24 protein-coding genes are annotated in these 14,241 nt (G+C 54.8%); all 24 read right to left on the bottom strand.

Annotated features, from left to right (window positions below; translation table 11 throughout):
• Positions 1 to 53 precede the first annotated feature (53 nt).
• The 24 genes from secY to fusA all read right to left on the bottom strand — a co-directional run bounded on the left by secY (position 54) and on the right by fusA (position 14,106).
• On the bottom strand, positions 54 to 1,385 hold the full coding sequence (secY, locus tag QHL1GM_RS13955) for a preprotein translocase subunit SecY (protein WP_071695006.1): 1,332 nt from the start codon (positions 1,383 to 1,385) through the stop codon (positions 54 to 56).
• Entirely contained in the window at positions 1,386 to 1,820 is a 435-nt protein-coding gene (gene rplO / locus QHL1GM_RS13950) for a 50S ribosomal protein L15 (RefSeq protein WP_040479525.1), read from the bottom strand.
• A 3-nt stretch (positions 1,821 to 1,823) separates the two neighbouring features.
• Positions 1,824 to 2,006, bottom strand: a complete 183-nt coding sequence (rpmD, locus tag QHL1GM_RS13945; protein WP_040479528.1) for a 50S ribosomal protein L30 — start codon at positions 2,004 to 2,006, stop codon at positions 1,824 to 1,826.
• A gap of 6 nt (positions 2,007 to 2,012) precedes the next feature.
• Positions 2,013 to 2,513 (bottom strand): 30S ribosomal protein S5, encoded by a 501-nt coding sequence (gene rpsE / locus QHL1GM_RS13940; protein ID WP_071695005.1) that lies wholly within the window; start codon positions 2,511 to 2,513, stop codon positions 2,013 to 2,015.
• A gap of 11 nt (positions 2,514 to 2,524) precedes the next feature.
• Complete coding sequence (gene rplR, locus QHL1GM_RS13935) at positions 2,525 to 2,875, bottom strand: 50S ribosomal protein L18 (protein ID WP_008959159.1); 351 nt, start codon at positions 2,873 to 2,875, stop codon at positions 2,525 to 2,527.
• Between the two features lie 9 nt (positions 2,876 to 2,884).
• A complete protein-coding gene (gene rplF, locus QHL1GM_RS13930; protein ID WP_071695004.1) occupies positions 2,885 to 3,415 on the bottom strand; it encodes a 50S ribosomal protein L6 in 531 nt (176 codons plus the stop codon).
• A gap of 9 nt (positions 3,416 to 3,424) precedes the next feature.
• The gene (gene rpsH, locus QHL1GM_RS13925; protein WP_071695003.1) at positions 3,425 to 3,817 is read right to left on the bottom strand and encodes a 30S ribosomal protein S8; all 393 of its coding nucleotides are present in this window, start codon (positions 3,815 to 3,817) and stop codon (positions 3,425 to 3,427) included.
• Positions 3,818 to 3,849: 32 nt separating this feature from the next.
• Entirely contained in the window at positions 3,850 to 4,155 is a 306-nt protein-coding gene (gene rpsN / locus QHL1GM_RS13920; RefSeq protein ID WP_040479530.1) for a 30S ribosomal protein S14, read from the bottom strand.
• A gap of 10 nt (positions 4,156 to 4,165) precedes the next feature.
• Positions 4,166 to 4,705 carry a 50S ribosomal protein L5 gene (rplE, locus tag QHL1GM_RS13915; RefSeq protein WP_007111995.1) on the bottom strand — a complete coding sequence of 180 codons (540 nt, stop codon included), beginning with the start codon at positions 4,703 to 4,705 and terminating at the stop codon, positions 4,166 to 4,168.
• Positions 4,706 to 4,723: 18 nt separating this feature from the next.
• On the bottom strand, positions 4,724 to 5,038 hold the full coding sequence (rplX, locus tag QHL1GM_RS13910; RefSeq protein ID WP_007111996.1) for a 50S ribosomal protein L24: 315 nt from the start codon (positions 5,036 to 5,038) through the stop codon (positions 4,724 to 4,726).
• A 14-nt stretch (positions 5,039 to 5,052) separates the two neighbouring features.
• Positions 5,053 to 5,424, bottom strand: coding sequence for a 50S ribosomal protein L14 (gene rplN, locus QHL1GM_RS13905; RefSeq protein ID WP_008959163.1), 372 nt, complete (start codon positions 5,422 to 5,424; stop codon positions 5,053 to 5,055).
• Positions 5,425 to 5,473: 49 nt separating this feature from the next.
• Positions 5,474 to 5,734: a 30S ribosomal protein S17 gene (gene rpsQ, locus QHL1GM_RS13900; RefSeq protein WP_007111998.1), complete on the bottom strand. Its 261-nt coding sequence runs from the start codon at positions 5,732 to 5,734 to the stop codon at positions 5,474 to 5,476.
• 1 nt (position 5,735) lies between these two features.
• Positions 5,736 to 5,927, bottom strand: a complete 192-nt coding sequence (gene rpmC, locus QHL1GM_RS13895; protein WP_007111999.1) for a 50S ribosomal protein L29 — start codon at positions 5,925 to 5,927, stop codon at positions 5,736 to 5,738.
• Complete coding sequence (gene rplP / locus QHL1GM_RS13890; protein ID WP_007112000.1) at positions 5,927 to 6,340, bottom strand: 50S ribosomal protein L16; 414 nt, start codon at positions 6,338 to 6,340, stop codon at positions 5,927 to 5,929. Before rplP ends, rpmC begins: the two co-directional genes overlap by 1 nt.
• 15 nt (positions 6,341 to 6,355) lie before the next feature.
• Positions 6,356 to 7,057 carry a 30S ribosomal protein S3 gene (gene rpsC, locus QHL1GM_RS13885; RefSeq protein WP_009288141.1) on the bottom strand — a complete coding sequence of 234 codons (702 nt, stop codon included), beginning with the start codon at positions 7,055 to 7,057 and terminating at the stop codon, positions 6,356 to 6,358.
• A gap of 10 nt (positions 7,058 to 7,067) precedes the next feature.
• Positions 7,068 to 7,400 (bottom strand): 50S ribosomal protein L22, encoded by a 333-nt coding sequence (gene rplV, locus QHL1GM_RS13880; RefSeq protein WP_071695002.1) that lies wholly within the window; start codon positions 7,398 to 7,400, stop codon positions 7,068 to 7,070.
• A gap of 18 nt (positions 7,401 to 7,418) precedes the next feature.
• On the bottom strand, positions 7,419 to 7,694 hold the full coding sequence (gene rpsS, locus QHL1GM_RS13875; RefSeq protein ID WP_009098993.1) for a 30S ribosomal protein S19: 276 nt from the start codon (positions 7,692 to 7,694) through the stop codon (positions 7,419 to 7,421).
• A 33-nt stretch (positions 7,695 to 7,727) separates the two neighbouring features.
• The gene (gene rplB / locus QHL1GM_RS13870; RefSeq protein ID WP_008959166.1) at positions 7,728 to 8,558 is read right to left on the bottom strand and encodes a 50S ribosomal protein L2; all 831 of its coding nucleotides are present in this window, start codon (positions 8,556 to 8,558) and stop codon (positions 7,728 to 7,730) included.
• Positions 8,559 to 8,575: 17 nt separating this feature from the next.
• Positions 8,576 to 8,872 (bottom strand): 50S ribosomal protein L23, encoded by a 297-nt coding sequence (rplW, locus tag QHL1GM_RS13865; protein WP_008959167.1) that lies wholly within the window; start codon positions 8,870 to 8,872, stop codon positions 8,576 to 8,578.
• Positions 8,869 to 9,474 carry a 50S ribosomal protein L4 gene (gene rplD, locus QHL1GM_RS13860; protein WP_071695001.1) on the bottom strand — a complete coding sequence of 202 codons (606 nt, stop codon included), beginning with the start codon at positions 9,472 to 9,474 and terminating at the stop codon, positions 8,869 to 8,871. The genes rplW and rplD overlap by 4 nt, the downstream gene beginning before the upstream one ends.
• A 15-nt stretch (positions 9,475 to 9,489) precedes the next feature.
• The gene (rplC, locus tag QHL1GM_RS13855) at positions 9,490 to 10,128 is read right to left on the bottom strand and encodes a 50S ribosomal protein L3 (protein ID WP_035582685.1); all 639 of its coding nucleotides are present in this window, start codon (positions 10,126 to 10,128) and stop codon (positions 9,490 to 9,492) included.
• A gap of 161 nt (positions 10,129 to 10,289) precedes the next feature.
• Positions 10,290 to 10,601 carry a 30S ribosomal protein S10 gene (rpsJ, locus tag QHL1GM_RS13850; RefSeq protein WP_007112007.1) on the bottom strand — a complete coding sequence of 104 codons (312 nt, stop codon included), beginning with the start codon at positions 10,599 to 10,601 and terminating at the stop codon, positions 10,290 to 10,292.
• Between the two features lie 159 nt (positions 10,602 to 10,760).
• Positions 10,761 to 11,954: an elongation factor Tu gene (tuf, locus tag QHL1GM_RS13845; RefSeq protein ID WP_064235089.1), complete on the bottom strand. Its 1,194-nt coding sequence runs from the start codon at positions 11,952 to 11,954 to the stop codon at positions 10,761 to 10,763.
• 28 nt (positions 11,955 to 11,982) lie between these two features.
• Positions 11,983 to 14,106 (bottom strand): elongation factor G, encoded by a 2,124-nt coding sequence (gene fusA, locus QHL1GM_RS13840; RefSeq protein WP_071695000.1) that lies wholly within the window; start codon positions 14,104 to 14,106, stop codon positions 11,983 to 11,985.
• Between the last annotated feature and the right edge of the window lie 135 nt (positions 14,107 to 14,241).

The following is a 14,241-nucleotide window of genomic DNA, read 5'->3' as shown; positions in this document are numbered from 1 at the left end:
AAAAACCGGCTCGCGGCGCGCCACACTCTAATTTAATAGGGGTGGACGGCGCCTCAGCGCATGATACCGCCGCTACCGTAGCCTTTCAGGTTGGACTTCTTCATCACTGAGTCATACTGATGCGACATGAGATGCGACTGCACCTGGGCCATGAAGTCCATGATGACCACGACTACGATTAACAACGAGGTACCGCCGAAAAAGAACGGCACGTTCCACGCCACAATCAAGAACTGGGGCATCAAGGAAACCGCAGTGATATACAAGGCACCGAACAGGGTCAGACGTGTCATGACCTTGTCGATATAGCGAGCGGTCTGCTCGCCGGGGCGAATGCCCGGCAGGAAAGCGCCTGACTTTTTAAGATTGTCAGCCACATCCTTGGGGTTGAAGACCAGCGCTGTGTAAAAGAAGCAGAAGAATACCACTGCCGCCGCGAAAAGCAAGATGTAAAGCGGTTGACCTGGGCCTAATGCCTGAGATGCACGCTGCAACCACTCCATACCTTCACCGGCACCTACCCACTGACCAATAGAGGCCGGGAAGAGCAGGATACTGGAGGCAAAAATCGCCGGGATAACACCGGCCATATTGACCTTCAAAGGCAGGTAGCTACTTTGCCCTGCATACATCTTATTGCCCACTTGTCGCCGAGGGTAGTTAACTTTAAGGCGGCGTTGGCCACGCTCAATGAAAACTACAAAAGCAACAGTCGCAATACCTAACACTGACAGCGCTAACAGCGGCAGAACGTTCCAGGCCCCTTCATTACGGGCAAGCTCGAAGGCTTGGCCCACGGCACTGGGCAGTCCAGCAACAATACCGGCGAAAATCAGCAGCGAAATACCGTTGCCGATGCCCTTCTCGGTAATCTGCTCACCTAACCACATCATGAACACCGCGCCTGATACAAACGTAATCACGGCGGTGAAATAGAAGCTGAAGTCAGCAGTGTACGCGATGCCTTGGCTAGCCAGACCGACGGACATACCGACAGCCTGGACAAACGCCAGTATCACCGTGCCGTAGCGGGTGTACTGGCTAATCTTGCGGCGGCCAGCCTCACCCTCTTTCTTGAGCTGTTCAAGATGAGGGGAGACCGCAGTCATGAGCTGCATGATAATTGACGCCGATATATAGGGCATTATACCCAGGGCGAGAACACTCATGCGCTCCAGGGCGCCACCCGAGAACATGTTAAACATGCCCAGGATGGTGCCCTGTTGCTCCCTAAACAAGGCAGCAAGCTGGTCAGGATTGATACCGGGAACGGGAATGTGGGCACCGATACGGTACACCACGATGGCGAGGAGCACGAAGCGCAAACGCGCCCACAGTTCACTCAGACCGCTGCCCATCGCCGGCATGTTTCCTGACTTGGCCATTTAGTCCTCTACCTTGCCGCCAGCGGCTTCGATCGCTTCACGGGCACCTTTGGTGACCTTGATTCCGCGAACGGTAACCGCTGTTTTCAGTTCGCCAGAAAGGATGATCTTCGCGTGTAGCGTAGAATCCTTCAGCACATTGGCTTCTTTCAAAGATGCCATGGTGACTTCGCCACCGGCAACTTTAGCAAGTTCAGCCAGGCGTACTTCTTCAGAGACCAGAGATTTTGCAGACGTAAAACCGAATTTCGGCAAACGACGCTGCAAAGGCATCTGACCGCCTTCGAAACCGGGCTTAACACTGCCGCCACTACGTGCTTTCTGACCTTTGTGACCACGGCCACCGGTCTTACCAAGACCGGAACCGATGCCACGACCCACACGCTTTGCAGCGTGCTTGGAGCCCGGAGCCGGGCTTAGGCTATTGAGTTTCATGGATTACTCTCCCTCAACGCGCACAAGGTAGTTAACCTTGTTGATCATGCCGCGTACGGCGGGGGTGTCTTCCAGTTCAACCGTATGACCGATGCGACGCAGACCCAAGCCCTTCATAGTAGCTTTGTGCTTGGGCATGATGCCGATGGTGCTCCGGATCTGGGTAAACTTGATCGTTGCTGCCATGGTGTCTTACCCCGTGATCGCTTCGACAGACAGACCGCGCTTAGCGGCCACGTCTTCCGGTGCTTGCATGGCGGAGAGACCTTTGACAGTCGCCCGTACCACGTTAACCGGGTTAGTGGAACCGTAGCACTTGGCCAGTACATCGTGGACACCGGCGAGCTCTAGTACAGAGCGCATGGCGCCACCGGCGATAATACCGGTACCTTCAGAAGCCGGCTGCATGTACACCTTGGAAGCACCGTGACGGGCTTTGACCGGGTACTGCAGCGTATGGCCAGCAAGGTTCACCTTGACCATGTTGCGACGAGCTTGATCCATCGCTTTCTGGATTGCGACAGGCACTTCACGCGCCTTGCCACGACCGAAACCGACACGACCTTTACCATCACCAACGACGGTCAGTGCGGTGAAGCCGAAAATACGACCACCTTTGACCACCTTGGCGACGCGGTTGACCTGCACTAACTTCTCTTGCAGATCACCGCTTTGCTGTTCGTTCTTCGCCATCGTAAAACCCTTTAGAATTCCAGGCCGCCTTCACGTGCGGCGTCGGCCAGCGCCTTGACGCGGCCGTGATACTTAAAGCCAGCACGGTCGAAGGCCACCTGGGTGATGCCTGCTTCTTTAGCGCGTTCAGCAATCAGAGCACCTACTTTAGAGGCCGCATCTGAGTTGCCGGTCGCACCCTCGCGCAGTGCTTTGTCCAGCGTAGAAGCACTGGCTAGCACTTTGCCACCATCCGGCGAGATAATCTGCGCATAGATGTGACGCGGGGTACGGTTGACGCACAGGCGATACACGCCCAGCTCGCGGATCTTTGCGCGAGCGCGGCGGGCACGACGGAGACGAGATTCTTTCTTCGCGTTCATAACCCTGCCTTACTTCTTCTTGGCTTCTTTGCGACGCACCTGCTCGTCGGCGTACCGAACACCCTTGCCTTTGTACGGCTCGGGAGGACGGAAGGCGCGGATTTCCGCGGCGCACTGGCCGAGCATCTGCTTATCCGCGCTTTTCAGCACGATAACGGTGTTCTTCGGCGTTTCCGCTGAGACACCTTTAGGCAGTTCATAGTCGACCGGGTGCGAGAAGCCCAGTGAAAGATTGAGCGTCTGGCCCTTAGCTTGGGCACGATAACCGACGCCAACAATTTCGAGAGTTTTTGTGAAACCCTCGGATACGCCCGTTACCAGGTTCTGAACTAAGGCGCGGGTAGTACCGGCCATGGCCCAGCTCTTGGCAGACTCACTCGGGGCGAAGGTCAGCTGGCCATCTTCTTGACCGACCACTACATCAGAGTGGATGGTCATAGACAGCGTGCCCTGGCCGCCTTTGGCGGTCAGCTGGTCAGCATTGATTTTAACATCAACGCCGGCAGGCACTTTAACCGGATATTTCGCTATGCGGGACATTCCAGCCTCCTAGAATACGGTGCAGATGACTTCGCCACCGACACCCGCTTGGCGCGCGGCACGATCGGTCATGACACCATTTGATGTGGTGACAATCGCGATACCCAGGCCATCGGCAACCTTAGGCAAGTTGTCCTTGCCCATGTAGCGGCGCAGGGACGGCTTGGAAACCCGCTGAATGTGCTCAATGACCGGCTTACCCTCAAAGTACTTGAGAGTCACGGTTAGCTCAGGCTTAGCGCCCTCCGCTACCGTAAAGTCGGCAATGTAGCCTTCTTCCTTTAGCACTCGGGCCACTTGCACTTTCAGCTTGGAGGACGGCATGGTTGCCGTCTCCTTGGTGGCCATCTGCGCATTGCGGATACGGGTAAACATATCCGCCAGAGTGTCTTGCATGCTCATTTAATGTGCGCTCCTGATAATTCTACGTGGCGTTACCAACTGGATTTTTTCAACCCAGGAACGTCGCCACGCATGGCGGCTTCACGCAGCTTGTTACGGCCGAGACCGAACTTGTTGTAAAAACCGTGCGGACGACCGGTGATACGGCAGCGGTTACGCTGACGCACCGGGCTTGAGTCGCGCGGCAGTTGCTGCAGCTTCAGCGTCGCCTCGAAGCGGTCTTCCTCAGTCGTATTCACGTCTGAGATGATCTTCTTGAGTTCAGCGCGCTTGGTCGCATACTTCGCGACCAGCTGAGTACGCTTAAGCTCACGCTCTACCATACTTTTCTTAGCCATGATCCCAGCCCTATTTCTTGAACGGGAAGTTCAGCGCGGTTAGCAGCGCACGACCTTCCTCGTCGGTTTTGGCGGTCGTCGTGATAGTGACGTCCAACCCCCGGATGCGATCGATTTTATCATACTCGATCTCCGGGAAGATGATCTGCTCACGCACACCCATAGAGTAATTGCCACGACCGTCGAAAGACTTCGGGTTGAGACCACGGAAGTCACGCACGCGGGGAATCGCGATGTAAACCAAACGGTCCAAGAAGTCCCACATACGCTCTGCGCGCAGCGTTACTTTGATGCCGATTGGCCAACCTTCGCGTACCTTAAAGCCCGCGATGGACTTACGTGCCTTGGTCACCAACGGTTTTTGACCAGAGAGTTTCTCTAGATCGCCGATGGCATTGTCAATCAACTTTTTATCGTTGACTGCTTCGCCGATACCCATGTTCAGAGTCACTTTCGTGATCCGTGGTACCTGCATAACGTTGGCATAGCTGAACTCTTCTTTGAGTTGAGCTGCTACCTCGTTTTGATAACGTTCTTTCAAGTTCGCCATTTTGCTACCCGACTCGCGTTAGGCGTCGATCTGCGTCTGCGTCGACTTGTAGATACGTACCTTGGTACCGTCTTCCTTCACTTGGAAGCCGACGCGATCCGCCTTACCGGTCTCCGAATTGAAGATGGCTACGTTGGACGCGTGAATCGGAGCCTCACGCTCGACGATACCGCCCTGATTACCCGCCATGGGATTTGGCTTGGTGTGACGTTTAATCATGTTCACACCGGACACCAAGAAGCGGTTTTCTAATACCCGCTTAACGGTGCCACGTTTGCCTTTATCCTTCCCGGCGATGACGATGACTTCATCGTCACGTTTGATCTTTTGCATATCCGCCTCGCTCCTTACAGCACTTCAGGCGCTAAGGAAATGATCTTCATGAACTTTTCATTACGAAGTTCACGAGTCACCGGCCCAAAAATACGGGTACCGATTGGCTGTTCGTTGGTGTTATTCAACAAAACTGCCGCATTTCCATCGAAACGGATGAGCGAACCGTCGGGACGACGGACGCCACTACGGGTCCGGACCACGACCGCTTTTAGCACCTGGCCTTTTTTGACCTTGCCACGCGGAATCGCTTCCTTAACCGTGACCTTGATGATATCACCAACGCGAGCGTAACGACGGTGTGAACCGCCTAACACCTTGATGCACTGCACCCGGCGCGCTCCGCTGTTGTCGGCGACATCCAGCATTGTCTGAGTCTGAATCATCGGTTTTCTCCAAACCTAATCTGACTGCACTGATTGACAAGCCTCGGGATTAACCCTTGGCGTGTTCAACCACCTCGACCAGCGTCCAAGCTTTTTTCTTGGAAAGCGGACGGCACTCTTGAATAGAGACCGTATCGCCTGCCTTAGCCTGGTTCGCCTCATCATGGGCGTGCAGCTTGGTGGAGCGCTTAACGTATTTTCCGTAGATCGGGTGACGCTCGCGCCGCTCGATCATGACGACGATGGACTTGTCCATCTTGTCGCTCACCACTTTACCGGTGAGCGTACGCTTTGTGTTTTCTTCGGCCATCTCAATCACCTGCCTTCTCGTTGAGCAAAGTCTTAACGCGGGCGATATCCCGGCGGACCTGCTTGAGCAGATGAGTCTGGCTCAGTTGGCCAGTGGCCTTCTGCATGCGCAGGTTAAACTGCTCGCGGAGGAGTTCGAGGAGTTGCTCCTGGAGCTCTCCTGCGGACTTTTCACGAATTTCCTGGGCTTTCATCACATCACCGTCCGTTTCGCAAAGGTGGTGGATAAGGGCATTTTCTGTGCGGCAAGCTCAAACGCTTCACGAGCGAGCTCTTCCGACACGCCTTCAATTTCATACAGGACCCGACCCGGTTGGATCTGGGCAACCCAGTACTCAACAGAACCTTTACCTTTACCCATACGAACTTCGAGCGGCTTCTTAGAGATCGGCTTATCAGGGAAGACGCGGATCCAGATTTTACCGCCACGCTTAACGTGACGTGTGATCGCACGACGGCCTGCTTCGATCTGACGCGCAGTAATGCGGCCGCGACCAGTAGCTTTTAGGCCGTATTCCCCGAAGCTGATCTTGCTTCCGCGATGCGCCAGGCCACGGTTGCGGCCTTTCATCATCTTGCGGAATTTCATACGCTTGGGCTGTAACATCGACTCGCTCTCCCCTTACCTGGAACCTTTCTTCTTGGGCGCGTTGCCGGCAGGCTGTTGTTTCGCCTTGGCACGTACTTCCTCGATACCGCCGAGGATTTCACCCTTGAAGATCCACACTTTGACGCCGATAACGCCATAGGTGGTGTGAGCTTCGTAAGTGGCGTAGTCGATATCCGCACGCAACGTGTGCAGCGGAACGCGACCTTCGCGGTACCATTCGGTACGTGCGATTTCAGCGCCACCAAGACGACCTGACAGCTGTATCTTGATGCCACCAGCGCCAAGACGCATTGCGTTCTGTACCGCGCGCTTCATAGCACGACGGAACATCACGCGACGCTCAAGCTGACCCGCTACGTTAGCAGCGACTAGCTTGGCATCCAGCTCCGGCTTGCGAACTTCTTCGATGTTCACATGCACGGGAACACCCATCATCTGGGTAAGATCGCGACGCAAACGGTCGACATCTTCACCTTTCTTACCAATCACGATACCCGGACGGGCAGTGTGAATGGTGATGCGGGCATTGTTCGCCGGACGCTCGATGTGGATGCGGCTAACAGAGGCGCTTTTAAGACGCTCTTCCAGGAAGCTACGCACTTCGAGATCGTTATTGAGCTTATCGGCGTAAGCGCCGCGCTCAGCATACCAGACAGAAGCATGGTCTTTGACGATGCCCAGTCGAATGCCTGTTGGATTGACTTTCTGACCCATCGGTCGACTCCTACTTCTCGGCTACCTTGACGGTGATGTGGCACGTGCGCTTCAAGATACGATCCGCACGCCCCTTGGCACGCGGCTTGATACGCTTGAGCGTCATGCCCTCATCGACGCAGATGGTCGAGACACGCAGCTCGTCAATATCCATGCCGTTATTTTCTTCCGCATTCGCAATCGCGGATTGCAGCACCTTCTTAACCAGCTTGGCAGCCTTCTTCGGTGAGAAGGTCAGCAGGTCGAGTGCCTCGGCGACAGGTTTACCGCGCACCTGGTCAGCCACCAAACGGGCCTTCTGGGCGGATAAACGAGCGCCAAACAGCTTAGCTGTGACTTCCATCTCTCAATCCTCTCTGGCTTACCGTTTGGCTTTTTTATCCGCCGCATGCCCGCGATAAGTGCGGGTAGCAGCGAATTCGCCCAATTTGTGGCCAACCATTTCCTCGGATACATGCACCGGGACGTGTTGGCGACCATTATGGACCGCGATAGTGAGGCCTACCATATTGGGCAGGATCATAGAACGACGCGACCAAGTCTTGATCGGTTTGCGATCGTTCTTCTCCACTGCAGCCTCTACCTTCTTCAAAAGATGAAGGTCAATGAAGGGACCTTTCTTTAGTGAACGTGGCACAGCCGTTACCTCTTAATGTCTTGGCAATTTAGATCAACGCGTCTTATTACGACGACGAATGATCAGCTTGTCGGTGCGCTTGTTCTTACGCGTCTTGTGACCCTTAGTCGGCACGCCCCATGGGGATACCGGGTGACGACCACCACTGGTGCGGCCTTCGCCACCACCGTGCGGGTGATCGACTGGGTTCATCGCGACACCGCGAACAGTCGGACGCACGCCTCTCCAGCGCTTCGCACCGGCCTTGCCAAGTTGACGCAGGCTGTGCTCAGAGTTGCTCACTTCACCCAATGTCGCGCGGCACTCGGCCAACACTTTACGCATTTCGCCAGAGCGAAGACGCAGGGTGGCATAGTTACCTTCACGAGCAACCAGCTGGGCGCTTGTACCGGCACTGCGAGCAATCTGCGCACCTTTACCCGGCTTGAGTTCGATGCAGTGCACCGTAGAACCCAACGGGACGTTACGCAGCGGCAAGGCATTGCCTTTTTTGATTGACGCGTTAACACCAGATTCCAGCACGTCACCCGCGCTGACACCTTTCGGTGCAATGATGTAACGACGCTCACCATCGGCATACTTCAGCAGCGCAATGTGCGCACTGCGATTGGGATCGTGCTCCAGGCGCTCAACGGTGGCAGGAATGCCATCTTTGGTGCGCTTGAAATCGATCAACCGATAGTGGTGACGATGACCACCGCCCACGTGGCGGGTGGTGATACGACCGTAGTTATTCCGGCCGCCGGACTTGGACTGTTTTTCCAAAAGCGGTGCATAAGCACGGCCTTTAAACAGTTCCTCGCCAACGATCTTGACGACGTGGCGACGACCGGCGGAAGTGGGTTTGGTCTTGACGATTGCCATTATCCGTACTCCTGCCCTTATTCGGCGCCAGAGAAGTCTTCGAGCGTTTCACCCGCAGCCAGGGTCACATACGCTTTGCGGTAACCCTTACGCAGGCCAACGCCGTTCGCAGTACGTTTTGTTTTACCCTTCATGTTCAGTACCTGAACACTACCGACCTTTTTGCCGAAGAGTGCTTCAACGGCCTTTTTGATCTCGGGCTTGGTAGCATCAGATGCCACCTTGAAAACGTACTGGTTGCGCTCGGCTGCCATTGCGGCCTTTTCGGTCACGTGCGGCCCAAGCAGAACCTTAAATACGCGTTCCTGGTTCATGCCAGCTTCTCCTCGAATTTACGCAGGGCGGAGACGGTAATCAGGACCTTATCAAAGGCTACCAGGCTTACCGGGTCAGCTGCCGCGACATCCACCACGTCAACGTGGGGAAGGTTGCGTGCGGCCAAATAGAGCTTCTCGTCAACTTCTTCAGTGACGATCAACACTTTTTCAAGGTTGAGCTCTTTCAGCTTGGCAGCTACCTGCTTGGTCTTAGGCGCATCGACGACGAACTCTTCAATCGCGACTAAACGCTCTTGACGTACCAGCTCTGACAAGATGGAGCGCATCGCTGCACGGTACATCTTGCGGTTAACCTTCTGGGTGTAGTCTTGCGGACGCGCCGCGAAGGTTACGCCACCACTACGCCATAGCGGAGAGCGGATGGTACCGGCACGTGCGCGACCGGTGCCTTTCTGACGCCACGGCTTCTTACCACCGCCACGAACGTCGGAACGACTCTTTTGTGCGCGGGTTCCCTGACGACCAGCCGCCAAATAGGCAGTGACAACCTGGTGAACGAGCGCTTCGTTGAATTCTTTGCCAAAAGTGGCGTCGGCTACTTCAACGGTACCCGTGCCTGCAGCAAGATTCAGATTCATTGGTAATTATCCCCTTCAGCCTGCTTTCACGGCGCTGCGAACGATAACGTCACTACCGGGAGCACCCGGTACGGCGCCTTTAATCAGCAGCAGGTTACGCTCGGCGTCGACACGGACGATCTCAAGGCTCTGCACGGTGCAACGGGCGTTACCCATTTGACCGGCCATCTTTTTGCCTTTGAAAACGCGACCCGGAGTCTGACACATGCCGATAGAACCCGGCGCGCGATGCGACAGAGAGTTACCGTGAGTCATATCTTGGGTACGGAAGTTCCAGCGCTTAACAGCACCCTGGAAGCCTTTACCCTTAGAGGTGCCAGTCACGTCAACCATTTGACCAGCTTCGAAGAGGGATACGGTGATTTCGCCGCCCACTTCAGGAATCTCTTCGCCTTCTGCAAGACGAAATTCCATCAGTGCACGACCAGCTTCAACACCCGCCTTGGCAAACTGACCAGCTTGCGCTTTGGTGAGGTGCTTAGCTTTGCGAGAGCCAGATGTGACCTGAATCGCTGCGTAACCGTCAGATTCGACAGATTTAACGCGTGTAACACGATTAGGATCAACTTCAATAACGGTTACGGGCACAGACGCGCCGTCTTCGGTAAAGACACGGGTCATCCCGGCCTTTTTACCGACTAAACCGATAGTCATACTCAGTCTCCTATAGTGTACGGGGCTATCACCCGCTATGGCTGCCCTTTCCAGAGCATTCCACTAGCACATTGTGTGGCGCCTCACGGCGCGGCGGCTGCTGCTCATGCTAACTCTTTACAAAGAGCGATGAGCGCTGGGCCGCAAAGTGACTAGTGTAATTAGTTGAGTTTGATTTGCACGTCTACGCCTGCGGCGAGATCAAGCTTCATCAAAGCATCAACAGTTTTTTCGGTCGGCTCAACAATGTCGAGCACACGCTTGTGCGTACGAATCTCATACTGGTCACGCGCATCTTTATTGACGTGCGGCGAGATCAGGATGGTGTAACGCTCGCGGTTGGTCGGCAGCGGAATCGGTCCACGAACCTGAGCACCAGTACGCTTAGCGGTTTCAACAATCTCCGCTGTAGACTGGTCGATCAGGCGATGGTCGAAAGCTTTCAACCGAATGCGAATCTTTTGGTTCTGCATTTGCCCTAAACTCCAATGGATGTCGACGGCGCGAGCCGTCTACCCACGCATTCAAAGGATGCGCATTATAGGCACGCCAAAAGCCCATGTCAAACATTTGCTGTTGGTGCGCAGAAAAGGGGGCTCATCAGAGCCCCCTTCATCATTCAAGCATGCTGCTTACTTGACGATTTTGGCCACAACGCCAGCACCGACAGTACGGCCGCCTTCACGAATAGCGAAGCGCAAGCCTTCGTCCATTGCGATCGGAGCGATCAAGGTAACAACCATCTGAACGTTGTCACCCGGCATGACCATTTCAACGCCTTCCGGCAGTTCACAAGTACCGGTTACGTCGGTGGTACGGAAGTAGAACTGAGGACGGTAGCCCTTGAAGAAAGGCGTGTGACGACCACCTTCTTCTTTGGACAGTACGTAAACTTCTGCTTCGAAGGTAGTATGCGGGTTGATGGTGCCCGGCTTGGCCAGTACTTGGCCACGCTCGACGTCATCACGCTTAGTACCACGCAGCAGGGCGCCAACGTTCTCACCAGCACGACCTTCGTCGAGCAGTTTACGGAACATTTCAACACCGGTAACGATCGTTTTGGTGGTGTCGCGGATACCCACGATTTCCACTTCTTCGCCCGCTTTAACGATGCCGCGCTCTACACGACCGGTAACAACAGTACCGCGGCCAGAGATAGAGAACACGTCTTCGATCGGCATCAGGAACGGCTGGTCGATCGCACGCTCCGGCTCGGGGATGTACTCATCCAGAGCTTTGATCAGATTAGCAACGGCAGTAGTACCCATGCCCTTGTCATCTTCACCGTTCAGCGCCATCAGCGCAGAACCAGTGATGATCGGAGTGTCGTCGCCAGGGAAGTCGTACTGGTCTAGAAGTTCGCGAACTTCCATTTCTACCAGCTCGAGCAGCTCTTCGTCATCGACCATGTCCGCTTTGTTCAGGAACACAACGATGAACGGTACGCCAACCTGACGAGACAGCAGGATGTGCTCGCGAGTTTGCGGCATCGGGCCATCTGCGGCAGAACATACCAGGATCGCGCCGTCCATCTGCGCAGCACCGGTGATCATGTTCTTGACGTAGTCAGCGTGTCCTGGGCAGTCAACGTGAGCGTAGTGACGCTCTTCAGACTGATATTCCACGTGTGAAGTAGCGATGGTGATACCGCGCTCGCGCTCTTCAGGAGCGTTATCGATGGTATCAAACTCACGCCAGTCGCCGCCGAAAACCTCAGCAGACACGCGGGTTAGGGCCGCAGTCAGAGTCGTTTTACCGTGGTCGACGTGACCGATGGTGCCGACGTTGACGTGCGGTTTGGAACGTTCAAATTTTTCCTTAGCCACTGCTATAACCTCTTTACGTTGCTAACGGTTAACCGTTTTGATTGATGACGGCTTCAACGACGCTGGAGGGCGCCTCGTCGTACTTCGAGAACTCCATGGAGTAGCTCGCACGGCCCTGGGTCTGTGAGCGCAGATCGGTTGCATAACCGAACATCTCGCCCAGTGGCACCGTTGCACGAATGACTTTACCAGAAGAGGAGTCATCCATACCCTGCACCAGGCCGCGACGACGGCTCAGGTCGCCCATGACGTCACCCATAAACTCTTCGGGGGTCACGATTTCGACCTTCATCACCGGCTCCAGCAGCACGGCCTTGGCCTTCCTGGCACCTTCTTTTACTGCCATAGAAGAAGCAATCTTAAACGCAGTCTCGTTGGAGTCCACGTCGTGGAAGGAGCCGTCGAACAGCGATACTTTAACGTCGATCATCGGGTAACCCGCGATAACGCCGTTTTTAAGCTGCTCGTAAGCACCCTTCTCAACCGCAGGAACGTATTCCTTAGGAACCGCGCCACCTACGATCTCAGAGTTGAATTTGAAGAAGATCTCTTCGTCGCCTTCACCCTTTTCTTCTTTAGTCAGCGGCTCGATACGTAGCCAAACGTGACCGTACTGACCACGACCACCGGACTGACGTACGAACTTGCCTTCTTGCTCAATGCTGCCGCGAATAGTTTCGCGGTAGGCAACCTGAGGCTTGCCGATATTGGCTTCAACTTTAAACTCGCGACGCATACGGTCAACGAGGATATCCAGGTGAAGCTCACCCATACCAGAAATAATCGTCTGGCCGGTTTCTTCGTCGGTTTTGACCTGGAACGAAGGGTCTTCTTGAGCAAGCTTGCCCAATGCAACACCCATCTTCTCTTGGTCCGCCTTAGACTTAGGCTCTACGGCAACCGAGATAACCGGATCCGGGAACTCCATGCGCTCGAGAACAATCTTGTTATCGATATCGCACAGGGTATCACCAGTGGTGACGTCTTTCAGGCCGATACAAGCAGCGATGTCGCCTGCCAGAACCTCTTTGATCTCTTCACGAGAGTTGGCGTGCATCTGAACGATACGACCAACGCGCTCTTTCTTCTGCTTAACGGAGTTATATACACCGTCACCAGATTTCAGAACCCCGGAGTAGACGCGGATAAAGGTCAGTGTACCAACGAAGGGGTCGGTGGCGATTTTAAACGCCAAGGCCGCAAACGGTGCACTGTCATCAGCTTCACGAGTATCAACGGTGCCGTCTTTATCGTCGAGCTCACCCTCGATCGCCTTAACTTCTGTCGGCGAAGGCATGAATTCGATAACGCCATCCAGCACTGCTTGAACACCTTTGTTCTTAAACGCAGAACCACAGGTAACCAGAACGATATCGTTAGCCAGGGTGCGCGCACGCAGACCGGCCTTGATCTCTTCAATCGTTAGCTCGCCGCCTTCAAGGTACTTCTCCATCAGCTCGTCAGAGCCTTCGGCAGCTGCTTCGACCATTTCTTCGCGGTACTTTTCTGCCGTTTCTTGTAGCTCAGCAGGAATATCCACGAGGTCATAAGTCATACCCAGACTTTCTTCATCCCACAGGATGGCTTTCATCTGAATAAGGTCGATAACGCCTTTAAAGTCCTCTTCTGTGCCCCAGTTAATCTGGATCGGCACAGCTTTGGCACCTAGGCGCTCTTTCAACTGCTCAACAACCATGAAGAAATCAGCGCCAGTACGGTCCATCTTGTTGACGAATACCATGCGCGGCACTTCGTACTTGTTAGCTTGGCGCCATACGGTTTCGGTCTGCGGCTGAACGCCGGAAGAGCCACACAGTACAACAACCGCGCCATCAAGTACGCGCAGCGAACGCTCAACTTCGATGGTGAAGTCAACGTGCCCTGGGGTGTCGATAATATTAATGCGGTGCTCAGGAAACTGCTTGTTCATGCCCTGCCAGAAACAGGTCGTAGCAGCGGAGGTGATAGTAATACCACGCTCCTGCTCCTGCTCCATCCAGTCCATGGTCGCAGCACCGTCGTGCACTTCGCCCACTTTGTGGGAAAGGCCGGTGTAGAACAGTACACGCTCAGTCGTCGTGGTTTTACCCGCGTCGACGTGAGCGACGATACCGATATTACGGTAACGATTTAGTGGAGTCTTGCGTGCCACGGTGAAACTCCCGTTTGTTGGCGATGCTCGTTAATTTAGCGGCGTATGCAAGCGAGGCTTATGCGACCGCCGCTACCCCTTGAGGGTAGCGGTTGGGTATTGCAACGACGCGACTCAGCAAACACTTCGCCATGC

The sequence above is a fragment of the Halomonas sp. QHL1 genome, from assembly GCF_001882345.1.
Classification (GTDB): domain Bacteria; phylum Pseudomonadota; class Gammaproteobacteria; order Pseudomonadales; family Halomonadaceae; genus Vreelandella.
This window is presented reverse-complemented; position numbering and strand designations above follow the sequence as displayed.